The 25009-nt window shown below is 41.3% G+C and carries 20 protein-coding genes and 2 tRNA genes; 17 read left to right on the forward strand and 5 right to left on the reverse strand.

Annotation, left to right across the window (positions count from 1 at the left end):
• Positions 1–9 precede the first annotated feature (9 nt).
• From IR083_RS13725 to IR083_RS13740, 4 genes are all read left to right on the forward strand, one after another.
• Positions 10–1476: a RagB/SusD family nutrient uptake outer membrane protein gene (locus IR083_RS13725; protein ID WP_194224737.1), complete on the forward strand. Its 1467-nt coding sequence runs from the start codon at positions 10–12 to the stop codon at positions 1474–1476.
• Between the two features lie 12 nt (positions 1477–1488).
• Positions 1489–2424: a dihydrodipicolinate synthase family protein gene (locus IR083_RS13730; protein WP_194224738.1), complete on the forward strand. Its 936-nt coding sequence runs from the start codon at positions 1489–1491 to the stop codon at positions 2422–2424.
• Positions 2425–2445: 21 nt separating this feature from the next.
• Complete coding sequence (locus IR083_RS13735) at positions 2446–3624, forward strand: sialidase family protein (protein WP_194224739.1); 1179 nt, start codon at positions 2446–2448, stop codon at positions 3622–3624.
• 120 nt (positions 3625–3744) lie between these two features.
• Positions 3745–5169, forward strand: coding sequence for a sialate O-acetylesterase (locus IR083_RS13740; protein WP_194224740.1), 1425 nt, complete (start codon positions 3745–3747; stop codon positions 5167–5169).
• A gap of 268 nt (positions 5170–5437) precedes the next feature.
• On the opposite strand, the gene IR083_RS13745 is transcribed toward IR083_RS13740, so the two are convergent.
• Positions 5438–7657: a hypothetical protein gene (locus IR083_RS13745; RefSeq protein ID WP_242052419.1), complete on the reverse strand. Its 2220-nt coding sequence runs from the start codon at positions 7655–7657 to the stop codon at positions 5438–5440.
• A 19-nt stretch (positions 7658–7676) separates the two neighbouring features.
• Positions 7677–10004 (reverse strand): glycoside hydrolase family 3 protein, encoded by a 2328-nt coding sequence (locus tag IR083_RS13750; protein ID WP_194224741.1) that lies wholly within the window; start codon positions 10002–10004, stop codon positions 7677–7679.
• 226 nt (positions 10005–10230) lie between these two features.
• Between IR083_RS13750 and IR083_RS13755 the strand changes: the two genes are divergently transcribed.
• Positions 10231–10998 carry an NUDIX hydrolase gene (locus IR083_RS13755; protein WP_006799821.1) on the forward strand — a complete coding sequence of 256 codons (768 nt, stop codon included), beginning with the start codon at positions 10231–10233 and terminating at the stop codon, positions 10996–10998.
• Between the two features lie 125 nt (positions 10999–11123).
• Here the strand turns inward: IR083_RS13755 and IR083_RS13760 are convergent.
• Both IR083_RS13760 and IR083_RS13765 read right to left on the reverse strand, forming a co-directional pair.
• A tRNA-Asn gene (locus tag IR083_RS13760) sits at positions 11124–11197 on the reverse strand.
• A 35-nt stretch (positions 11198–11232) separates the two neighbouring features.
• A tRNA-Asn gene (locus tag IR083_RS13765) sits at positions 11233–11306 on the reverse strand.
• Positions 11307–11387: 81 nt separating this feature from the next.
• Between IR083_RS13765 and IR083_RS13770 the strand changes: the two genes are divergently transcribed.
• The 6 genes from IR083_RS13770 (at position 11388) to IR083_RS13795 (ending at position 17764) form a co-directional block, all read left to right on the forward strand.
• Positions 11388–12365 (forward strand): adenosine kinase, encoded by a 978-nt coding sequence (locus IR083_RS13770; protein ID WP_194224742.1) that lies wholly within the window; start codon positions 11388–11390, stop codon positions 12363–12365.
• A 12-nt stretch (positions 12366–12377) separates the two neighbouring features.
• A complete protein-coding gene (locus tag IR083_RS13775) occupies positions 12378–13136 on the forward strand; it encodes an SDR family NAD(P)-dependent oxidoreductase (RefSeq protein WP_194224743.1) in 759 nt (252 codons plus the stop codon).
• Positions 13137–13314: 178 nt separating this feature from the next.
• Positions 13315–14028 carry a phBC6A51 family helix-turn-helix protein gene (locus IR083_RS13780; protein ID WP_194224744.1) on the forward strand — a complete coding sequence of 238 codons (714 nt, stop codon included), beginning with the start codon at positions 13315–13317 and terminating at the stop codon, positions 14026–14028.
• 489 nt (positions 14029–14517) lie between these two features.
• Positions 14518–15735, forward strand: a complete 1218-nt coding sequence (locus IR083_RS13785; RefSeq protein ID WP_006799826.1) for a carcinine hydrolase/isopenicillin-N N-acyltransferase family protein — start codon at positions 14518–14520, stop codon at positions 15733–15735.
• Between the two features lie 42 nt (positions 15736–15777).
• The gene (lpdA, locus tag IR083_RS13790) at positions 15778–17130 is read left to right on the forward strand and encodes a dihydrolipoyl dehydrogenase (RefSeq protein ID WP_194224745.1); all 1353 of its coding nucleotides are present in this window, start codon (positions 15778–15780) and stop codon (positions 17128–17130) included.
• Positions 17131–17227: 97 nt separating this feature from the next.
• A complete protein-coding gene (locus tag IR083_RS13795; protein ID WP_194224746.1) occupies positions 17228–17764 on the forward strand; it encodes a DUF4251 domain-containing protein in 537 nt (178 codons plus the stop codon).
• A 197-nt stretch (positions 17765–17961) separates the two neighbouring features.
• Here IR083_RS13795 and IR083_RS13800 read toward each other — a convergent pair whose 3' ends face one another.
• Positions 17962–18831, reverse strand: a complete 870-nt coding sequence (locus IR083_RS13800; protein ID WP_194224747.1) for an NAD kinase — start codon at positions 18829–18831, stop codon at positions 17962–17964.
• Between the two features lie 376 nt (positions 18832–19207).
• On the opposite strand from IR083_RS13800, the gene IR083_RS13805 reads away from it, so the two are divergent.
• From IR083_RS13805 to IR083_RS13830, 6 genes are all read left to right on the forward strand, one after another.
• Positions 19208–19942, forward strand: coding sequence for a pyridoxine 5'-phosphate synthase (locus tag IR083_RS13805; RefSeq protein ID WP_194224748.1), 735 nt, complete (start codon positions 19208–19210; stop codon positions 19940–19942).
• Positions 19943–19945: 3 nt separating this feature from the next.
• Positions 19946–20809, forward strand: a complete 864-nt coding sequence (locus IR083_RS13810) for an energy transducer TonB (RefSeq protein WP_006799831.1) — start codon at positions 19946–19948, stop codon at positions 20807–20809.
• A gap of 6 nt (positions 20810–20815) precedes the next feature.
• Complete coding sequence (locus tag IR083_RS13815) at positions 20816–21358, forward strand: DJ-1 family glyoxalase III (RefSeq protein WP_194224749.1); 543 nt, start codon at positions 20816–20818, stop codon at positions 21356–21358.
• A gap of 67 nt (positions 21359–21425) precedes the next feature.
• Positions 21426–22106 carry a DedA family protein gene (locus IR083_RS13820; RefSeq protein ID WP_006799833.1) on the forward strand — a complete coding sequence of 227 codons (681 nt, stop codon included), beginning with the start codon at positions 21426–21428 and terminating at the stop codon, positions 22104–22106.
• A 105-nt stretch (positions 22107–22211) separates the two neighbouring features.
• Positions 22212–23513, forward strand: coding sequence for an NAD(P)/FAD-dependent oxidoreductase (locus IR083_RS13825; protein ID WP_194224750.1), 1302 nt, complete (start codon positions 22212–22214; stop codon positions 23511–23513).
• Between the two features lie 312 nt (positions 23514–23825).
• Entirely contained in the window at positions 23826–24671 is an 846-nt protein-coding gene (locus tag IR083_RS13830; RefSeq protein ID WP_194224751.1) for a hypothetical protein, read from the forward strand.
• Positions 24672–25009: the final 338 nt, after the last annotated feature.

Genomic DNA, 25009 nt, shown 5'->3' on the forward strand with positions numbered 1-25009 from the left:
ATTTAGATCATGAAAAAAACATTTAATATATTAATCATTTTTGTAACCATATGCATATTTGGTGTTTCGTGCCATAGTGACCTGGATGTCAGCCAAAAAGGTATAGTTGCCAATAATGACGCTTGGAAAGAACCTGCTGATGCAGTTTCGCATATGTATGGTATGATGAGTACATTCAGGGCGGCATTCGCTACTGACTATATGTACTGGGGAGAATACCGCACTGGATTATGGGGCAAGGGTAATGAAACCCAGCCTGCCAGAGAAGATGCCTATAACAATACGATTTCGGCAGGACACGCACAGGCCGACTGGACAGCTCTCTATACTACTTTGAACCATGCGAATCTTATCCTGAAACATGTTCCTGAAATCAGTTTCAATAATGAAAGTGATAAGAACCGCATTCTGGGTTCCGCACATTTTGTCCGCGCCTTTTGCTATTACTGGATTGGCCGCATATGGGGAGATGCTCCGGTATTGACAAAAGGGTTTGAGTCGGACAGGGATGAAGGGCTATTTCCTACCAGAGATAAGTCTGATATGGTATTCCAGCAGGTTTTGGATGATATTACACAAGCTGAAGGATATTTTGCCAATATCAATGGTATTACGCCTAACATGCCAAGTCTGGCAGCAGTTTTGACCCTCAAAACGGATTATTATCTGTGGATGGCGAAAGTGCGTGGAGATGCATCTGCTTTGACCGAAGCGCGCACGGCCTGCGATAGGGCTCTGGCTGTTGCCAGTGCAGAAAAAGAGCTTCTTACTTCATATGCAGATATATTTAATACAAAAAACAACAAAGAGGTTATATTCGTCTGGAGTATGATCAAGGATGAGAAAGAGGGGGGATTTCAGGCTGACTGGCTTTGTGCTCTACAATATGTAAGTGCCAAATATATAGAAAGCCCGGTAAAGGTAGGCAGCCATCAACAATGGGCAGCTTTTACTGCTCAGTACAAAGCTATCATCGATGAAGTAGCTACCGATCAGCGGTCGAGGGTAAGCTATGACTATTTCTTCGATCCTGAGAAAAACACAACTCATCATTGGATAAATAAATTTTCAGGTACATGGGCCTCAGGAGCGCGTACGTTCGATTCCGACATAATTGTTTACAGGATGGCCGATCTTATCATGTTCGATGCCGAAATTAAAAACGATCAGAACCAAAAGGACGGAGCTATCGATGCCCTCAATAAGATTACAAAACGGGCATACGGGGTAGATAATTATTATCCGAAGACACTCACTAAAGACGAAGTGACGGAGAAGATAATCCATGAACGGAAAAAAGAGTTCTCGGCAGAAGGAAAACTATGGTGGGATTACATACGTTTTGGGGTCGCATTTAAAGAAGTTCCCAGCCTTGTGGGACGCGAAAATGAACGCAACCTGCTTTTGTGGCCTATCAGCCTGACATCTATAAATAAGAATCCCGCTCTTGAGCAAACCGATTTTACAATTGATTAAACTTAGATAATTATGCATCGTCTTGATTATACGGAAATAAAAGGTAATTGGGCAACATTATTGCTTGCGACCGATGAAAAAGGAAGATTGGATATTGCCCGTCTTACGGACGAAATAGATGTTTTGATTGCAAGCAAACCATGTGGTATATATTCCAATGGAACTGCCGGGGAATTCTATACTCAGGATGAGAAGGAATTTACTCAGATAAGCGAACTTTTATCCGGGCGATGCGAAAAAGCAAGGGTGCCTTACCAGATAGGGGTAAGCCACCCTTGTCCTCAGACGTCACTGAAGCGACTCCGGCTTATTCGTGACCTAAGGCCGAGTGCCGTCCAGTTGATTCTTCCCGATTGGTTTCCTCCTTCGGATTATGAGGTGTTAACTTTTATGGAGACTATGGAGGGAGAAGCTGATGGCATTCCATTGATCCTTTATAATCCACCACATGCTAAACGAATACTCAAACCGGAAGGATGGATGAAGATTAAGGATCGTATTCCCTCATTTGTGGGGGTAAAAGTGAGCGACAATGGTGCCGATCCCCAATGGTATGAGGAGGTAAGGAAAACCGTGAAAGGTTTATCTGTTTTCATTCCCGGACATCACCTTGCAACCGGAATTAGCTCGGGATGCCATGGTGCCTATTCGAATGTAGCTGCACTGAATCCTTTTGGCGCACAAAAATGGTACGAAATGATGATCGAGGATATGCCAGCGGCGCTTGAACTGGAAAAAAGGATACAGGCGTTCATGAACGAGTGCATAACTCCTTTCATTACAGAAAAAGGATATGCGAACCATGCATGCGACCGGTTTATGGCAATGGTGGGAAACTGGAGCGATGTAGGAGGGTATATGAGATGGCCTTACCGTTCCATTCCTCTCGAATATGTAAAACCTGTCAGAGCGAGAGGGCATGAGCTAATACCTGAATTAATTAATTGATACACCATAAAAAAAATAACAATGAAATTGAGAAGTTATATCTTATTACTGATAATAGCAGTCACAGGCAGTATCCTGATCTGTAACGCAGCCGAGACTCAACAGCCGATTTATAAGGCCAATTTGTTTTCGAAAGGAGACTACGGCTATAACACTTTTCGTATTCCCGCTTTAGTGGTTAGCAAAAAGGGAACAATTCTTGCTTTTGCCGAAGCTCGTAAAAACAGCCGTTCCGATACGGGCGATATAGATCTTGTAATGAAGCGGTCTACCGATGGAGGCAAAACATGGAGTGAAATGATCATGGTGTGGGATGATGCCGAGAATGTATGTGGCAATCCTTGTCCGGTGGTGGATGAAAAGACAGGACGCATAATAGTCCTTTCCACATGGAATTTAGGTAAAGATCATGAAAAAGATATCCATAAAAAAACATCGCAGGATACCCGGAGAGTGTATATGTTGCATTCGGATGATGACGGGGTTACATGGTCCGAGGCCAGAGAAATAACCGATATGGCAAAGAATCCCGTATGGGGATGGTATGCAACAGGACCATGCCACGCAATCCAGCTAAAAAATGGGCCGTACAAAGGACGCCTGATTGCTCCATGCGACCATAGTAATGTACCTGGCGATTACACCGGACCGGTAGGTGAAAACAAAACCACCTCTTTTTCACATATCATCTATTCCGACGATATTGGGCAAACCTGGAAGATAGGTGGAATTTCTGCTGCAGGTGGCAATGAATGTACTATAGTGGAAAGAACCGATGGCAGCCTTATGCTTAATATGAGAGGACCGAGAGGAGAGAGGGAAAATGGAAAATGCCGCATGGTGGCTATTAGCCGCGATGGTGGGCAAACGCTCGAGCCTACTTACTGGGATCAATCTTTACAGGAACCGGTATGTCAGGCTTCTATATTAAATTATACTCCTAAAGGAAAGCTGACTTCAACCATTTTGTTCAGTAACCCGAATCATCCGGATAAAAGAATGAACATGACTATTAAAATAAGCCATGATAACGGACAAACCTGGGCTAATGAATATCAGGTGTTCGGGAAATTTACGGCCTATTCAGATATAGTAGTGCTCAATAAAGGAGATATAGGCATATTTTATGAAAGCGGGGAAGAGACGTCATATGACAGAATAGCTTTTGAAAGATTACCCGCAAAACTTTTTAAAAAGTAAATAGTTAACTTGGATAAGCCCTTTAATTACTCTATTTGTTTAATAGTACTGATTGTTCGGTTTACATTTTTGCGACATGAAATCAGCGGCATGAAAAATAATAATTAATTGACTAAGAAAATGAAAAGATATATATTGCTATTATTGATAAGTTTTTGTGGGGCACAATTTTCTTCTGCAAAAATAACCTTGCCTGCAATATTAGGTAACAATATGGTATTGCAGCAAAAGAGTAAGGTGAATTTGTGGGGTATGGCTCAGAAATCAACGAAAGTCAGCATTACTACCTCATGGGATAATAAAGAATATTCCGTCATATCTTCTTCATCCGGAGAATGGCTTGTACAGGTAGAAACACCTGTGGGCGGAGGACCGTATGCTATACATATTACTGACGGGGAAGAAATTAAATTGTCAAATATATTGATCGGTGAAGTTTGGCTCTGTTCCGGTCAATCTAATATGGGTATGAGGATAAAGGGAAATCCCGGGGAACCGGTCGAACATGCATTAGAAGAACTGATGGAAGCCAATCCGGCCAACAATATCCGGATTGCCAATGTAAAGATCAATGGCAGTGTATCGCCTCTTTTCGATTGCACAACCGAATGGAAAGAATGTACTCCGGGTACTGTCGCAGACTTCAGTGCTGCGGCTTATTTTTTTGCGCGATATATTCAAAAAGCATTGAATGTTCCTGTTGGCATAATTTGTTCCGCATGGGGTGGATCCAAGATAGAACCATGGATTAAAAAAGAAGTCTTCGAACAAGAATTCCCGGGAATATCACTGGATGCCCTGAAAAAGAACTATTCTGAAATAGAGCACCCCCGGAGCGAACCCACATTGATTTATAATGCAATGATCCACCCTATCAGAAATTATACAATTAAAGGCGCTTTATGGTATCAGGGTGAAGCAAACAGGGAAGCTCCTGATTTGTATAAACGATTGTTTCCTGCTATGGTAAAATCGTGGCGTGAAGAATGGAAACAAGGAGATTTCCCTTTCTATTATGCGCAGATAGCGCCGTTTTGCTATGGTGGTAAACGTTGTGATGAAACCGAAGCAGCTGAATTGAGGCAAGTTCAACTGGAATGCCTCTCTATAATTCCAAACACTGGGATAGTTGTAACCGCCGACATAGGACAGGCGTCATGTATACATCCTCCTAAAAAGAAAGAAGTTGGGCAACGTTTTGCACTATGGGCATTAGCTAAAGCATATGGAATAGAGGATATACCGTGTAGCGGGCCAATCTTTAAATCATTTATAGTGAAAAACAGAGAAATTATCATTGATTTTTATTATTCGGAATCGGGACTGAATTCTAAAGATCAACAGATAGCAGGATTTGAGATAGCCGGTGCAGATAATGTTTTTTATCCTGCAGATGCTAAACTGGTGGAAAAGAAGACTAAAATATCAGTATCGAGCGAAAAAGTTTTGAATCCGGCAAAAGTGAGGTATGCTTTCAGGAATTTTCAACCGGTGGATTTATTCAATAATTACGGTTTACCTGCATCACCATTTAAAGCAGATTAAAAAACAGAGGCAGCCGTATCACTCTATTTAATTGCAACTCTAATCCATACGGCAATTTTTTGAACTGATAAGGAAAATACAAGCTAAATATCCTGAAGCATTAATTCATATACAAGATAACCAATCCTGCCAATTCTATCATTGGCAGGATTTTCTTACTATGAGAAGTACTTTTACATTTAGTTTACGCAATTACATACAATCCATACCCAAACAAGTCATATCTCACAAATAAATGACAGGGTAATAAAATGTGGAAAAAGATGGTTTAGAACTTGTATTTCATTCCGAATTCTACAGTGAACGGACGGATATATGTTCCCGAAAGTATAGCACCATCCATTTTTTCAGCTTCTTCTTTTGTATACAAATCTGCTCCTGAAATAGTGCCCTGTGCTCCGCGCTGGTTGAGCAGGTTTACAACTGTGGCGTTAAATTCAAGATTCTTGCCCAGGAAATAACTTGCCCCCGCAAATGTTTCCCAACGTCCTTTGAAGGTGAGTGAATTAGTCAGGTTAGCATATTGCTTACTAAAGTAACGCGCGCTGGCCCATACTCTCAGGTCTTTCCACTGGTAACTGGGGTCTATCTCGATCAGTACTTTCGATACACCGGTTACAATATTGTCTGTAAAGTTATAATCGACAGGAGTCTCTCCCGCGCCGAAGTTTACTGTTCCTGAATAATTTTTGTATTTAGGAGCCTGTAATGTCAGCAGGAAGTGCAGATTGAAATTCTTGACGGGTGTAGCCATGATATCAGTGGTCCATCCTATCGTTTCTATATCGTACGCCACAGTCGGACGTGCAACCGTTCCTTTCGAACTGGTAAAGTTCACGGTAGAACGATACTCGTCGCGTTTGATATAAGTTGCCTTAGATACAAGGCTGAACATAGAGTGATTGTAGAACACACCGAATCCGGCTCCCGGTATTTTCGATTTCTTCAGGTTGGGTTCATTTCCTGCTGAGTAGTTCTCGAGGTGGCCGGCTTGTTCGTTGTAAGTAGCTTCACCCAGTAACCCGAAGTTACGTGTCATTTTATATACAGCATTCAGCATAAAAGCCTTATTGAACCAGTCCTTATCGATATCGGTCTTTTTGTTTGACAGATAAGGTATGTCTGCTATTACATCGTTGTTGTCGATAAAATCCCCTCTCAGACTCTGGTACTCGAAGCGGGCACCCAGATTCAGCGTCAGCACATTTGCGATATCCCACTTATCGGTAAGGAAGAGAGCTGTTTTGTTTTCAGTACCATTGTGATATTCGGCAATGCCATATATGTTGTCGCCTACACGTTGGGGATTAGCCTCTACAGTCTGGTTATAAATAACACCTTCGGTGGTAAATTTATCTATGTCGTACATCCATTGATTTACACCGATTTTCCAATCGTGATTTCCTGATTTCTTCCCAATTTCGAAGAGGCTGGTAAGAGATTTGACAGGTGTCTTTCTCGATGCTAAAGCCATTACTCCTTGCAGGTTGCCGGTCTTCTGGTTACCGGTTGCATCGGTATATGTTTGTTCCGATATACCCGTCATAATAGGGAGGTACATCCCGGACTTGGCAGTATGGTATCTGACGATAAAGTTCAGGTTCAGCCCGTTATCCAGCTTGTTTTTGCCAATCAAATCGAAGGTATGGCTTTCCGTGCCGTAATCGTTCAGGGCATCGCGTTCTGCGATACTACCTGTTTCGGCATCTTTGACTTTAAACTTCTGTCCGGACAGATAGTTATCACTACCGATCTTGAAACCGTCTATTTCATCTACCGACCCATCCAGATTGTATCTGTAGGGAGCATATTGCTGCATAGTCATCGATTTGGAATTAGAATATTTATAGAAAGCGGAAATAGATCCCTCCCCTCCCTGAAATTTATAATCCTGAGTCAATGCTGCTTTATATAACTGGGTTTGATCATTATAGTAACGGTCTATATCTGTCTTATTCACCTTATATGTTCCGGGATCGTAATTTACGAATGCCCCCAATGAAAACTTCAGACCTCTTTTTGTCAGTGGCCCGCTAAAGTTGACTGTACCGTTAAGTAAGCCAAAGTGATTGGAGTTCAGGCCTACGTTTCCACCGAACTTGTCCGTCCCCATATTGTTGTACGTGCCTACGGAGAAACCCACATCACCAATATTGATGGCAGTCTGTCCCAAGTCCAGAAGACTGACTCCGTTTGTCATGGCATCCATACGCCACGACTTAAATGGCATTTCAGGCCAGAAGAAATATACTACCGGCAGGTCATTCTCCAGAACCGTTGTTCCTCCCACACTGGCCGGAAGCCCGATATTTACATTGCGGGGACCTGAATTTGCCGACGCCGCATTCAACATGACATTACGATCGCTCTTTTGTTCGGCAGTCGTTACTTTAAGCGAATCTTTTCCGGCAGGTTCCTGAGCGCCGGCATTACCTGTATACGCTGCAAGTGCGACTAACATACTTATATTTACAATTATCCTTTTCATAATTCTTAGATAAGATTGGTTATTTTATTCCGTATTTAGCAGTGCGTGCATCATTGATTACACCTTTCCAGTTTAGCCCGTAAGCAAAGTCATATACATTTCCTTCAGTATCTTTGTGACATTCCATATCGAAAGGTACATCTTCATTTTGTTTTTCTACTGTCGACATATTTGCAGGCATCTGCATAGGAAGTAATCCCGACGGTTCGTATTTTCCGGAAATTATATCCATAACAGGCTGTTCTCCCACCGAGAAACGTGCAAGGATTCCGTCCACCTTATTTTCAAATTCATTGAATACCATTCCACGTGAAAGGTTTACTACTACAATTACCGGCTTGTCGCCCATTATTTCTTTGGTGGTTAACACTGTCCTCAGATCCATTGTGTTAGATGCCGTCACAGTTTTTCCCTTATATGAACGGTTGGCGATAGTAGGATCTATTACCGGGTCTCCGGCTGCAATACTATGTTCGCGGGCATCACTGGCTGTGTATGTTCCGTACTGGAGGGTAATAGGTACATATCCGTTTCCTCCTTCTTTACGGTCGTTCTTGTCATATCCGCCACCATCATTGTTTGAGTACGGGCCTGAGATAAATACGATGGCAAAGTCTGCTTTAGCCGGATCATTTGTCACATCATAGTATTTCTTCACCATCTCGATATCGGCAGGGACCTGAAGTGATGGTTTAGACCAGTTACCCCACCAGTCTTTTACCGACGGCGTGTAGATTTCAGGAATGTAAACAGTCTTTCTTTCCCTTATAGGTAATATATCGTTCTTGTTTTTCAGCATGACAATTGATTTCAACTGAGTATTATAGCCTTCTTGCATAAAATCGGGATTACCTACTATCTTAGCGCTCTCCTGAGCATCCAGATATGGATTTTCGAATAAACCAAGGTGGAATATATTTCTCAACAAACGGACGGCCGATTGCTCGAAACGGTTTCTCATAAAGTTTTTACCATGTTCTTTCACCCCCATATTGTATGCTTCGATCACAGGCCCCATTTCATTATTACCACCAAATTGATCCATTCCTGCCATCAGGGCTATATAGTGTCTTTCGGCAATAGTTTTGGCTTCTACACCCCAAGGTTTGCCGGCAAAATCACCGGGAGTCTGACCTTCATCAGCGGTAATTAGCCAGTCGGTGCATACAACACCATCGTAGTTGTATTTTTCTCTCAACAGGTCTTTGACTATATATTTGCTGAACCCGTTGGCCAGATTAGTTCCGTCTTTTGCCTGATTGTAAGAGATCGTATAGTATGGCATAACAGCTGAAGCCATAGATGTTTTACCATCCAATTTAAAAGCACCGTCTGTAAATGGTTTCAGATGTGTTTCAAAATTATTACCCGGATAAACCGCGAATTTACCGAATGCCCAGTGGCCATCACGTCCGGCTTCTTCCGGTCCTCCGCTAGGCCAGTGTTTAGCCATGGCGTTTACACTTTTATATCCCCATCCGTCAGCTATTTCGTCTTTTCCGGTTGATGTCTGGAATCCGTCTATATAGGCACGGGCCATATCTGTAGCCAAAGCCGGACTCTCACCGAAGGTCATACTGGCACGGTACCAACGGGGTTCGCTGGCAAGGTCTATCTGTGGAGATAATGCAGTTCCGATACCTAAAGCACGGTATTCCTGAGCAGCAATATGCCCGAATTTTTTTACCAGTTCAGGCTCAAAAGTCGCCGCCATACCTAAACCGTCAGGCCAAACAGATATTTCACCTCCCGCTCCCGCATTAAATTCGGCTACGGTAGAGCCTGCTACCTGCCCCGAATGACGAGGATCGGAACTGTTATTTGCAGGAATTCCCAAACCAATACCTTCTACATAAGCCTGCATCTCATTGCTCCACTTTGCTGCAACTTCAGGGCTTTGCACGCCTACTAAGAGAACATGACGAAGATTGTCATCTTTCAAAAATTTCCTTTGAGCATCCGACAGCTCCCACGGATTGGCTCCACTCTGCGAAAAAGGCTTGCCATTATACGTTCCGGCACCGAAACCAAAATCGGCTGAAGGAATTGACTGGTGTCCGCTGTAAAGCATTAGTCCTGCAATCTGTTCTACGCTCATTTTCTTAGCCAGGTCTTTGGCTCTTTCATCTATGGGTAGACGCCAGTCTTCGTATTTGTCTAATTTTCCATTTCTATTCAGGTCTTTAAAATTAAGGCCGTCTACAGTAAGTATTTTTACACCCGACTGTGGTGAATATCCCAATCTGGGGCCATTATTGTTCTCTACAAACCGATAGTTATCCGAAGTTTGCGAATAACTACTCATTGTCAGAAAAGCTAATCCAATGGATAGAAATAATTTTTTCATGGTTTCATATTTTGATTAATGCCTGCGTTCTTATGACGCAAATCTAAGTCAACTTTTCAATTAATCAACATATTTCTGCGTTAAAAATACGCACTTGTGTTTTAAAACATAAATATGCGTTAAATAAACGCAGAAATTAAGGCTATTATTGGTGTTTTATTATCTTTGTTGTCACTTGTCAGGTAAGGAGTTAGGAAAATGATATATTTGTAATTGAATGAATGCTATGAGTAAAAGAAGTTTATTTTATCCATATACAATTGAGAATGTCCATCCGGGCTTCTCAATCGATTGTGTAATTTTGGGTTTTCACAAAAAGAAACTGTGGGTCTTGTTAAATAAGTTTGACATCAGTAAATACTGGCAGCTGCCCGGAGGATTTATGTTTAAGAATGAGAGTTCCGACGAGGCTGTGAAAAGAATTTTAGAACAGCGTACAGGATTGAAAGATATTTACCTGAAGCAATTTCATTTGTTTACCGACCCGGCGAGAACAGTTATGGAGCAAAATATCGAATATGTAAAAGGCAATGCTGACAGAAGCACTCCTTCAAGTGCAGAGGAACAATGGTTTTTACAACGATTTATAAGTTTGGGCTATTACGCTTTCGTTAAATATGATGATATACATTTGTCTAAAGTAGAAGAGGATATGACTAAATGGTTCGATATCGATCACCTTCCTTCGCTCTATTCCGACCATGAGAATATTATAAAAACATCACTGGAAACCATACGATCTTTGCTCCCGGTTATTCCGGTAGGATATGAACTTCTGCCCGAAAAATTCGCAATGAGTGAGTTGAGGAGGATATATGAGATTATCCTGAATAAAACTTTAGACCGGCGTAATTTCCAGCGCAAAGTGCTTTCTACCGGTGTAATCATTCAGTTGGATGAAATAAAGAGTACCAGCGCTTACAATCCGTCGATACTATATACTTTTGACAAGGATAAGAAGGATACAATAGATCATACTCTTTTTTTAATGTAACTTTATTGATACCCACAACCGGATTATATATTTGTGAGAATATATTGAGAAGTTAAATGGTAATTTTGCAGGGCAATAAATAAAAAAGCAGTTAGCCTAACTGGTAACTGCTTGATTTTTTTTTGCTCTTCCTCTTGGACTTGAACCAAGGACCCTCTGATTAACAGTCAGATGCTCTAACCGACTGAGCTAAGGAAGAATATACTTTTGAGAGAAGAAATCCTTTCAGATTTGCTCTTCCTCTTGGACTTGAACCAAGGACCCTCTGATTAACAGTCAGATGCTCTAACCGACTGAGCTAAGGAAGAGTGTTTTTCTCTCAAAAGTGACGCAAAAATAGGCCTTATTTCTGAATTATGCAATATCTTTACACAAAAAATTAAAGAAGAATGACAAAAGTATTAGGAATGGGCAACGCCCTTGTAGATGTTCTTGCAGTAATAGAAAACGATAAGATACTGGAACTCCTCCAATTACCAAAAGGAAGCATGCAACTTATCGACGAAACGAAGCTGGAAATAATTTCTGAAGAAATTAATAAACTTAACAAAAGTATTGTTTCCGGCGGGTCTGCTTCCAATACAATCGTAGGGCTTGCCAACCTGGATGTTGAAACGGGTTTTCTCGGCCGCATAGGTACAGACTTCTATGGCACATACTATAAAGAAGACCTGAAGAAGCATCGTGTAGCTTCACATCTGACCGAAGTGAATGAAGCATCGGGCGTGGCATCTACATTCATCTCCAAAGACGGGGAACGTACTTTCGGCACATATCTGGGAGCGGCGGCATTGCTCCATGCAGATGAATTGGACGCAAATGATTTCAAAGGATATGATTATTTCTACATCGAAGGGTATCTGGTACAAAGCCACGACCTGATAAAAAAAGCCATTGTACTGGCAAAAGAAGCCGGAGCAAAAATCATTCTGGATATGGCCAGTTATAATGTTGTGGAAGCCAATCGTGATTTCCTGCTCGAAATTATCCCTCTATATGTAGACATCGTTTTTGCAAACGAAGAAGAGGCCAAAGCCCTGTTCGATCTGGAACCTGAAGAAGCTGTTTCTGAAATAGCGAAGCAGGTAGGTATAGCAATCGTGAAAACAGGAGAGAAAGGCTCATGGATTCAGCGGGGAAATGAAAAAGTATTCGTTCCCGCACTTAAAGTAAATTGTGTGGACACAACAGGGGCCGGCGACCTGTATGCGGCAGGTTTTATCTATGGCCTGATACATAACTGCCAGCTTTCCGCTTGCGGACGGATAGGAACACTACTCGCCGGAAATGTAATAGAAGCTATCGGAGCTAAGATAGAAGAAAACAAATGGAGTCAATTACATCAGGAAATTAAGAAATTAATATAGAATAACATCATTATGAAGGATACACTGGAAAACAAAGTCACATTCGTTACCGGAGGCGCGCTGGGAATCGGCAAGGCTATAGTAACCGCTTTCTGTAAGGCCGGCGCAGATGTATTCTTTTGCGATATAAACGAAAAAGAGGGAAAACAACTCTGCGACGAACTGAATAATTATAAATGTACATTTGCTAAAGCCGATATATCGGATAAAGGGGCTTTAGCAAATGTCATCACCTCTATCCTCAATCAAAAGGGAGATATAGATATCATTATTAATAATGCGGGCGTAAGCCAGTTCGGCTCCATTCTGGATATGTCGGTCAATGGATTCGACAAGGTTTTGAAGACAAACCTACGGCCTGTATTCATTACCGCTAAATTATTAGCCAAACACCGATCAAAAAGCAGATCGAAAAATAATTACGGACGCATCATCAATATGGCGTCTACCCGCTACCTGATGAGTGAACCCGATTCGGAGGCATATGCGGCATCGAAAGGCGGCATCGTATCCCTCACCCACGCGTTGGCCATCTCCCTGAGTAAATATAATATAACGGTGAACTGTATCAGCCCGGGATGGATAGACACGGGACACTATGGGGAATTGCGCCCGATAGACCACGAACAGCATCCATCCAACAGGGTGGGTACCCCTGAAGATATTGCACGTATGTGCATCTACCTCTGCCAGCCTGAAAATAATTTTATCAACGGGCAAAATATTATTATAGACGGAGGTATGACTAAAAAGATGATTTATGAAGAATAAAATGCGAAGTATAGGGACTGCAAGGCTGTCCGCATATATCTTGTATCTTGTTTATTTACAACTCGGAATTGCCCGCAAGAGGTAGTAATTCAAAACTCATAGTTTCTCAATTTTATCAAAACCAAATATCTTTATCTATATAAGAAACTGATTATTAACATTAATATTTAAGTATCTTATGAAGTATAAAGAAAAAACAGCCTCGGAGATTATCCGTATGATAGAACAGGATCTGTGCAGTATTTCCGAAATCTGCAAATCGTTTAAAATCAGCCGTAAAACATTTTATGAATGGAAGAAATCGAAGCCGGAGTTTAAAGAAGCGGTGGAAGAAGCCATCGACCACCGCGAAGAGGTGATGGTAGCCTCGGCTCGCATAGGGTTGAAGCAATTGTTGGAGGGTTATGTGCAAAAAAAGGAAAAGATCACCTATGTTCCCGATAAAAACGATCCTGTAAACGATGTGGAGAAATGCCGCGTAGTGGAAAAGAAATTCTGCCCACCGAGCATCCGCGCTATAAAGTATGTGCTTGACCGCGAAGAAAGGAAAAAGGATAGAGACCAATTACTGGCATCGGAGCGTCGTCCGCTGGTTATCGAAGTACAGGATGAAGAAACCAAACGGCAACTGATGATATTACAGGAGAATGGCTTCCGTTCGGGCGGTTCGCTCAATGCGGAGGTAGTAGCGGCCGTGGACAGGAAACTGGAAGGAGAACTAAAAGTGAAAAGTGAAGAACTAAAAGTGGAAAATGGGCAAGAGCAAACGGAGCAAGGGCAAATTATAGAACAGACGTCTGTGGCTCAACCATCCGCCGCTCCGGTAGAGAAACCCAAGCCAAAGAATCTCTATCCGTTTTTGCCTACGGGATATACATCGAGGACGGATTGAGGAAGGGGAAAGTAGTAAGTAATGAGTAATAAGTAAAGAGATACGAGTAGACGAGGTACAAGTTATTAACTGCTTATTGTTTGCTGACACATGTGTTACCTTTGTTACTTTTTGGGAAAACTGTAGGGGCGGAATATCTTCCGCCCGAAATAGAAAAAGGTCTGCGGGCGGAAAATATTCCGCCCCTACAAAAGAATACAAGAACTGTTACCTTTTCAATCAGTTGAAAGTTGACAATGGACAGTTGACAGTGGTCGATAAAATAAAGAGTTTCTAATTATTAATTCTTCATTCTTAATTGTTTTCTGTGTTACCTTTGTTACCTTTTCAAAGTCGTAAGTATTGAGTAATAAGTATAAAGGAGTTCTAATTGTTGACTGTTTACTGCTAACTGTTTACTGATACATGTGTTACCTTTGTTACTTTTTAACAATACATAATTAATAAGCATAAAATAAAGCCTATCTTTAAAGGATAAAATTTGAAACTATGAAGCGGACTCTGTTTATATTCCTCTTATCCTTGATCGTATCTTTACCTGTACTGGCCTGTACCACTGCTATTATTTCGGGTAAATACACTGCCGATGGCCGACCGTTACTCTATAAGCACAGGGATACAGGCAGCCTGCAAAACAAACTGATGTACTTTACCGATGGCAAGTACAGCTACACAGGCATTGTAAACAGTTCGGACAAGGCAGGCAAAGAAGTATGGGGAGGCTATAACTCCACCGGATTCGCCATAATGAATTCGGCTTCTTACAACCTCAACCCCGATGCAGCCGGTAAAGACGAACTCGAAGGCATGGTTATGAAACTGGCATTGCAACGCTGTGCTACCCTGGCCGACTTTGAACGCCTGCTCGATTCATTGCCGAAGCCGATGTATGTGAGCGCCAATTTCGGAGTGATAGACGCGCAGGGTGGCGCAGCTTATTATGAAACAGGAGATTATACTTATAAAAAGTTCGACGCCAACGATACCAATACCGCCCCCCTTGGATATATTGTCCGCACAAACTACTCTTTTTCCGGCGATAGGGAACGCGATAAAGGCATAAGCCGCTATCAGGCTGCCGAACCGCTGTTTTACAAGGCGTCATTATCAAATTCTCTCTCTTACAGATTCCTCCTGCAAGATGTATCCCGCCATCTTACACACGGATTGACAGGAGTAAACCTATATGACCAAATACCGGAGAATACTAGCAAACAGATATTCGTACCCTTCAGGGATTTTATCCCCCGCTATAGTACATCATCTGTCATGGTTGTACAGGGTGTAAAGGAAAAAGAATCGCCCGCCCTTACTACAATGTGGACAATACTGGGTTCACCGCTTACAGCCGTTGCAGTACCGGTATGGCTAAATAAAGAGAATATCTATCCGTCCGTACTTCTGGCTGACGAAACAGGCAATGCAAAACTTTGCAACTGGTCGCTCCAACTGAAAAAACAGCTTTTCCCGATCACACGCGGAGAGGGTACGGATTATATAAATCTTGCAGCACTAATTTCTGCTGATGGGAATGGCATTATGCAAAAAGTTCAATCTCATGAAAACAGAATACTGAATGATGCCGATGCGCTACTTAGCAAATGGAGAACTAATGGATATGACCCGAAAGATTTGAAATATTTCTGCCATCAAACAGATATATATGTTTCAGACCTGTACTTTATGACATTCGCCATCCGTAAATAAAAGAAACATAATAAAAATAAACCTTTAACTCCCTGAATCACTATGTTGTACGATATTGCCATTATCGGTGGAGGCCCTGCCGGATATACTGCCGCTGAAAGAGCTGCTGCAAACGGTTTAAAAACTATTTTATTCGAAAGAAATGCATTAGGCGGTGTTTGCCTGAACGAAGGATGTATCCCGACCAAGACACTACTATATTCAGCCAAGACATTAGACAATGTAAAAAATTCGGCAAAATATGGCGTGTCGGTCGAAGGACAGCCGGGCTTTGATTTAAGCAAAATAATCGCCCGCAAACAAAAGACCGTGCGCAAGCTGGTAGCCGGCATCAAACAGAAAATGGCTGCTCACGAGGTGGAAATTATCAATGCGGAAGTACATCTTATAGGAGAAGACAACAGCGGGAATATACTGTTGGGCAATGATGACAAAACATACACAGCAAAATATATCCTGCTCTGTACAGGCTCCGAGACAATAGTGCCGCCCATCAAAGGACTGGACACCAGTGGCTACTGGACATCGAAAGAAGCGCTGGACAACAAAGAAGTACCCCAATCGCTGGCAATCATAGGCGGAGGAGTTATCGGTGTGGAATTTGCCTCATTCTTTAACAGCCTCGGTGTAAAGGTCAGCGTCATAGAAATGTTGCCCGAAATACTCGGTGCTATGGATAAGGAATTGTCCGCCATGCTCCGTACCGACTACACAAAAAAAGGTATTGATTTCTATCTCAGTACAAAAGTAGTGGAAATAAAGGACGGGGAGGTGATTATAGAAAAAAACGGGGAGCAATCATCAGTAGAAGCAGCACAAATACTGTTAAGCACGGGCAGACGCCCGGTTACAGCAAACCTGAATATTGACAAGCTACATATTGAGATGTATCGAAACGGAGTAAAAGTCGACGAATTTATGAGGACATCGCATCCCCGCATATATGCCTGCGGAGACATTACAGGTTATTCACTGCTTGCACACACTGCTGTGCGCGAGGGGGAAGTAGCCGTAAACCATATTCTCGGCAAAGCGGACAAAATGAGTTACAAAGCTATTCCCGGCGTAGTATACACCAATCCGGAAATAGCCGGAGTAGGACAAACCGAAGAAGAGCTTACAGCAAAAGGTATAAAACATACCGTCCTAAAACTTCCTATGGCATATTCAGGCCGTTTTGTAGCAGAGAACGAATTAGTCAATGGAATGTGCAAATTAATAATCGGTGAAGATGAAAAGATCATAGGTTGCCATATGCTGGGCAATCCGGCTTCGGAGCTGATTGTTATCGCAGGCATAGCCATAGAGAAAGAGTTTACGGTTGAAGAGTTCCGTAAAATTGTATTTCCTCATCCTACAGTGGGAGAAATCATTCACGAAACCTTATTTGTATAGACTGGATATCAACACTTTATCTGAATGGTTAAAATTTCGTTAAATAAACAAACTATTCTCCTGTAGGTTTTGTTATATTCTAAAAATAGGAAAGATTATGAAAGCAATTGTATTTTTATTAACATCAATTATGCTAATCTTTGCAGGATGCAAAACTCAGCAGGATCCGCTCAAAGCCGCAGCCGAAGAAGCGGAACAGAGAATGTGGTATGAAAAGGCAGTTCAGGCACTCAATGACAGGGAATTTGTATTGGAAGCAGAGCGTATCGATTTCAAAAACGGACGTTTTGCTTATGTTACGGCCAATACGAATTTCATCTCTATGCATGGGGATAAGGCAACGATCCAGATGGCTTTCAATTCCCCTTATGCCGGCCCTAATGGAATAGGCGGTATAACAGTAGACGGCAGAGCATCGAACGTAAAAATGCAAACAGATAAGAACGGAAATGTAATCTTTAGCATGACAGTACAGGGAGCCGCTGTATCAGCCACTGTTACCTTGCGTCTCACCAATGGCACCAATCAATGCAATGCTACAATAAACCCCAACTTTAACAGTAATACAATAAATTTCAGGGGAGAATTGTATCAGGAAGCCGATTCGAATGTATATAAGGGAAGATCGTTATAAGGATAACAGGTGGAATTTATTCTGATAGTGTTATTATTATCAAATAGGTTTATCTATATAGAAAAGCTACCGGTCAATAGCTTTCTGCGATTAAATCGTTTATAAAAAAATGACAAATAAAAAATACGAACAAGTGTTATTTTATTTACTTTATATATAGTTCTTTGACAATCTGAATATCGAATAAATAAGAAATCCTAGCTTTGTCGCGGATCAACACCCCACATCAACTTATTACGTAATGTTTTATAAAAAGTATTCTCTTTGCGCTTTATAACCCTCAGTGTAAAGTCAGCTTTCTTTATAATCAACTTAGTCCCCGTAGTAAATATGTTGGAACGCCCATCCAGAGATATCAGGAAGTTCTTGTTACGGCTTTCGACTTCCAGCGTAAGAATACAATCGTCTGTCACCACCAATGGCCTGTTGCTAAGACTGTGGGGAGCAACGGCAGCAATCACAATATTAGCTGCTGTCGGAGTCATCACCGGACCACCTACACTCAATGAATAAGCTGTGGAGCCGGTCGGTGTCGCGACAATCAACCCATCCGCTTCGTATGAAGTCAGGTACTCGTCGTTGATATAAGCATGTACTGTGATCATCGATGCCGTGTCCTGCTTCAATATCGCGATTTCATTCAAAGCATAATTGAAGCCAAGATAATCCCTGTGCTCGGTGGATAATTGCAACTGGCTGCGGTGTTCTATCCTGTAATTTCCGGAGAAAACGTCGGTAAAAGTAGCTTCCAGATCTTTTTCTCCCACATCGGCAAGGAAACCAAGCCGTCCTGCATTAATACCTAATATCGGAATATTTTTTTTTCCAATAATGGAGGCTGTACGGAGAAATGTACCGTCACCACCGATACTGATAACCAGATCGGCATCGAACTCATCATTGGTAATGATACCGGCAATATCGTATTGTAGATAAAGTACATCTTTAAGATAATTGTAAAATTTCTCCTGAAGATGTATTTCAGTCTTATTATCCAATAGAATTTTGAACAATTTTTCTATCTGTTCTTTCTTCTGATGCTTACTTCCGAATATGGCAATCTTCATTATCTTATAAATTTCAAGGTCAAGTACCTATTTATTATTTTTATATCTATAATAACAGTAGCCGATTATTATTAGATGAAATTGTATAATATACTTTCTTTTTCGTTCTCTATACCAACTAAATAAACGGTCAAGCTGTTAATAAAATGGAACTGATACATACTATTTCATCAATTCGTATTACATTTGCATGATATATCATTGTGCAAAGTTGCTAAAAAGTTTTAACTTAATAATGATAGATTTTAGTATTTGATGTTTGAGAGATCGTATTTTAAGTAAAAGAAAGTATTTAATGATATAATTTAAAATTATAACTTACTGTTATTGTTTTACTTAAAGAATAATAAATAGGTCTGTGACCTTAATAGTTTTTATGACTAAGCTAAGTGTAAATATAAATAAAATAGCGACTTTACGTAATGCGCGTGGTGGTAATATTCCTGATGTAGTGAAAGTAGCCCTCGATTGTGAAAAATTCGGAGCACAAGGAATCACTGTACACCCCCGTCCTGATGAAAGGCACATCCGATTTAAAGATGTATATGACCTGAAAGCCAAAATAAAAACCGAACTGAATATAGAAGGCTATCCCTCTCAAAAGTTCGTAGACCTGATTACAACGATCAGACCCACACAAGTAACACTTGTTCCCGACAAACCGGATGCCATTACATCTAACGCGGGATGGGACACCATCGAAAATCAGCAATTACTATCCGACCTGGTCGATGAATTTAAGGCTGTTGGTGTACGGACCTCCATCTTCACAGGAACGGATCTGAAGATTATAGAATTTGCCGCTAAAACAGGAACAGACCGTATCGAGTTATACACAGAGCCTTATGCAAGTGACTATAGTAAAGATAAAGAAGCTGCAATTGCTTCTTTTATAGAAGCTGCTAAATATGCAAAGAAATTAGGTCTTGGTGTAAATGCCGGACACGATCTGAGCCTGGAAAACCTGCACTTTTTATACAAGAACATTCCCTGGCTCGACGAAGTATCTATAGGGCATGCGCTTATCAGTGATGCTCTACATCTGGGATTGGAAAAGACAATAAAGGCTTATAAAAACTGTTTAAAAGAAACTCCCGAATTATTGGATTAAAATATGGAGGCACAAAAAGATAAAATGATAAGTATAATAGGAACGGCAGGTTTTCATCTGTTGATCATCCTGTTCCTATTGTTTTACTATTTGAAACCATCGCCGGTCGTTCGTCATTCCGACGAATTGGGTGGAGTGCCCGTTATGTTCGGTAATGTAGCCGATGCAGGTGGTGACGATGAACCTTTTGGCAGGGGCAATGGAAATCAGGGTGCAGCAGAAGCAACCTCTCCGAATGTAGTGGAGGATCCCATCCCCATGGTAGAGAATACCACTGTCAAAGCAAAGCCAACTGTAACCAATACAGAGAAGACGGCCGTCACTCAGGACTTTGAAGAAACAGTAGCTATAAAAGAAACCAAACGGAAAGCCGAAGAAAAGAAACAACAGGAGGCTGCCGAACAACATAGAAAGGCCGAGGCCGAACGTGCCGCCCAACAAGAAGCTGCTAAAAAAGGCCAGATAAACAACCAAATGGCAGGCCTGTTTGGTAATGGAACAGGCAGTGGCAGCCGTGGAGAAGGAACCGGTGAAGGTACGCAAGGCGTACCCACAGGAAATGCCAGCTATGGCAAAACATCCGGCGTGGGAGGCTGGGGTTCTTTCGATCTGGGAGGACGCAGTCTTGGCAGCGGAGGTCTTGTTAAGCCCAACTATTCCGTCGACGACTATGGAACTGTAGTTGTCGATATACTTGTTAATGCCAAAGGCGATGTGGTAGAAGCAAATATAGGGAAAGGAACCAATACGCCGAATACCAACTTGCACAGCGAAGCATTAAGGGCGGCGAGAAGGACAAAGTTTAACCCCGTATCTTCCGTCACCAATCAGAAAGGAACAATCACATATAAGTTTAATCTAAATTAAATTGGGATGAAGACTATATTTATATTTCTCACAACCGGATTTGAAGATATTGAAGCTATTGCTACAATCGATATCCTACGCCGGGCTGAATTGAATGTAAAATCGGTATCTCTGACCGATAGTAAGCAAGTGATGACCAGCCATCAGGTACTGGTTACAGCCGACTTAATGTTCGACCAGGTAAATTTCTCCGAAGCAGAGCTGCTGATATTACCGGGTGGAACTGTAAAGTTTAACGAGCATGAGAATATGAAAAAAGAACTGTTGGCTTTTGCCAATAAAGGCGAAAAAATTGCAGCTATATGCGCCTCTCCAATGGTATTAGGCGGCTTGGGATTACTTGATGGCAAAAATGCAACCTGTTATCCGGGCTTCGAACAATACCTGAAAGGTGCCACCCTGCAAACGGATAAAGCCGTGGTTGTAGACGGAAATATCACAACAGGCCGAGGTCCCGGACTTACAATCGACTTTGCCCTGAATCTGGTAGAACAACTGGCCGGGAAGGAAAAGCGTGATGCCGTAGCTGCCGGGCTATTAGTAAAATAAAAACAGGAAATGATGGGATGCATATTCCATCATTTTCATTATTTCAAATATAACTCAAACTTAGAAAATGGAATTTTTACATGAAGTATGGAACTTCTTCCTCAATCTGTTAAGAGACACCGGCGGAACACTTGATATGCTGGTAACCGACTATGGAGTATGGGTCTACGCCATATTATTTTTGATTATTTTCTGTGAAACAGGATTAGTTGTCACACCTTTTCTTCCGGGCGATTCTTTATTATTCCTGGCAGGAGCGATAGCTGTACGCCCCGATAATCCTCTTCACATTTATTTTCTCATAGCTATACTTATAGTGGCTGCAATCATTGGCGATGCAGTTAATTATACCATAGGACGTTTCTTCGGGCAAAAGCTTTTCAGTAATCCGAAATCCAAAATATTCAAACAAGAGTATCTGGAAAAAACAAACCAATTTTATGCAAAGCATGGAGGAAAAACCATTATACTAGCACGTTTTGTACCGATAGTGCGCACATTTGCGCCTTTTGTTGCAGGTATGGGCAGGATGAGTTATAAACATTTCTTCTCCTATAATGTTATAGGAGGTATAGCATGGGTTGTTATTTTCTGTACCCTGGGAGCCCTTATCGGACGCTTAGAATGGGTTGAAAAGAATCTCGACAAAGTAGTTATTCTTATCGTGATCGTATCTATTCTACCGGCAATATATGAGGTAATAAAAGCTAAATTAGAAGCAAGAAAGGCGGCAAAAGCCAAAGGATAAAAAGATAATAATATCTTAAACTATTACCACTGACACTGATAGGAACTTAAATACTCCTATCGTGATAGTGGTTTTTTATTTAATTAAACCATAAACTAGCATTGTATGAACAATATAGCAAACATACCCGACAGGGGGACAAAAAAGAGACTGGTTATTATCGGCGGTGGATTTGCAGGTCTGGAGCTAGCTAAAAAGATAGACAAGAAACTGTTTCAGGTTGTTTTAATCGATAAAAACAACTATTACCAATTCCAACCCCTATTCTATCAGGTAGCTACCGGAGGATTAGAGCCCAGTTCTATCTCCTACCCTCACCGTAAGAACTTCCAGAAGAACAAAAACTTCCACTTCCGCATGTGTGAAGCGCAGAATGTGGACCCTGAAAAGAAAGTAGTACAAACAAATATAGGAGATATTACATACGACTATCTGGTTATATCGACAGGATGCGACACCAATTACTTCGGGAACGACAGTCTCAAAGAAAGTACCTTTGCTCTGAAATCTGTTTCGGAATCCTTGCTACTGAGAAATAGAATACTGCTTAGCTTCGAAGAGGCTTTGAGTACCGATAACGAAGAAGAGTTGAAAGAAATACTATCGTTTACCATCGTCGGGGGAGGTGCTACCGGCGTGGAGCTTGCCGGAGCCTTGGCGGATATGAAGAAATCTATCTTACCTAAGGATTACCCCGAAATAGATTTCACAAAGATGGAAATCCATCTGGTAGACGCCTCTCCCCGATTGCTCTTTGCCATGTCGGAACAAGCATCAGAGAAAGCTGCTGAGACCTTAAAGAACCGAGGTGTAATCATTCATCAGGATATATCAGTGAAGTCTTATGATAAGCCATTTGTGGAGCTCAGCGATGGCACCAACATTCGTACGCGCAACGTACTCTGGGTTGCGGGCGTAAAACCAAATAGCCTGAAAGGACTGGCTGAAACAGCATACAATCGTGGCCGGCTTGTCGTCAACGAATACAATCAGGTGCAAGGCTATGACAACATATTTGCTATAGGCGACACGTCCCTTCTTATATCGGACAAAAGTCCCAAAGGTCATCCGCAGGTAGCACAAGTAGCCTTGCAGATGGCAAAACGCCTCGCAAAAAACCTCAACAACACAACGAACAGCAGTAATTGGGAAAAATTCACCTACATAGATAAAGGATCATTGGCTACCATTGGGCGCAACGCCGCAGTTGCTGATTTAGGAAAATTCCGCTTCGGAGGATGGTTTGCCTGGTGGCTATGGCTGTGGGTACATATCCTGTCGATTGTAGGTATGAGAAATAAAGTCTCTGTTTTTATAGACTGGGTATGGAGCTACCTTAACTACGATGTGTCTTTACGCCTGTTTATCAAACCAAAATTTAATAAGATGTATAAAGAAGAACTATAACTCTGAGAAGAATTGCAGTTCTTCTATAGATCTCATATTTATTATTAAAAGTGACAGAGACTAAGACTAATAAAGGATTCTTTATTAGTCTCTGTTACTTTTCTTTCTGTCCGGACAACTTTATCAAACATGTCAAAGAACGCTAAACCACGGCTTCACTATATAGATAAAGTTTCTTCAAAATATACATAGATATTACCATATCCCCGCGATTAAATTTCTTTATATTATTTATATATTTGCATATAAGAAGATTTCGATTATTGATTTCAAAATACAGGTTTCCATTTTTCACATAAACACTATACGACGATGATACTTTTAGCTGAAAGCGGATCCACTAAAACCGAATGGTGTTTAGTTAGTAAAACGACTGTTTCCGAGCATTCCTTCACTGACGGGATAAACCCATATTTCGAATCGAGAAAAGAAATCAGCCATACTATCAGGCTACAGTTACCCGAAATATTTTTCAAAACAAAAATCAAATCCATATACTTTTATGGAGCCGGATGCTCATCCGTTGAGAAAAAGAGTGTGGTAAAGGCATCACTCGAATCCCAATTCCGCACCCCTGCATTCGTCGAAAGCGATTTACTGGGTGCCGCACGCTCTTTGTTTAATGATCAAGCCGGAATAGCCTGCATTCTGGGAACCGGTTCAAACTCGTGCTTCTACGACGGAGAAGAAATCACCAAAAACGTCCGTCCTTTGGGTTTTATACTGGGGGATGAAGGCAGCGGAGCTTTTCTTGGAAAATCATTTCTTTCAGATTGCCTGAAAGGATTAGCGCCGGATGAATTAGTTACCCCCTTCTACAAAAAATACGGGATAAATCCTGAACAAATCCTGGATTATGTCTATAGCAAGCCTTTCCCGAACAGACTTTTGGCTGTACTTTCTTTCTATCTTTCCGAAAACCTCGGCCATCCCTATGTTTATGATTTGGTTTACAACAGTTTCAAAACTTTCTTCGAAAGAAATGTTTTGCAGTATGATTGCCCGAATTATCCGGTACGTTTCTGCGGATCTGTCGCAAAAAAATATTCAAGTATGCTAAAGCAAGTCTCAACCGATCTGGGCATAGTCATTGACAGCATCACAGAAAATCCTGTCGAAGGATTAATCCAATATCATAGAAATAGACTTAAATTCTAATTTATGTACATAACAATTAATAAAAGTTAAATACTCGCAGGTTTTACATTTTCCTATAATTTATTCAAATATATTAATTTATATTTGTTAGCGTAATATTATTTAGTAGTGTTGAGATAAAAAACAAAAAAAAAGTATTAGTGCTCAGTTACTTCACAAACAGGATCATAGATCACTGAAGTAAATCCTCTTTATTTACATGTGTGAAATTATACTAATTTAAGTATCTAAATATTAATAAAAACTCCCTGCGGACACTACCGCAACAACATATTGATTCGATATCACGACCCTTATTTATAGGCAATATGCTATAAATACACTATTTAGATCACTAT

The sequence above is a fragment of the Dysgonomonas sp. GY75 genome, from assembly GCF_015234155.1.
Taxonomy (GTDB): Bacteria; Bacteroidota; Bacteroidia; order Bacteroidales; family Dysgonomonadaceae; genus Dysgonomonas; species Dysgonomonas gadei.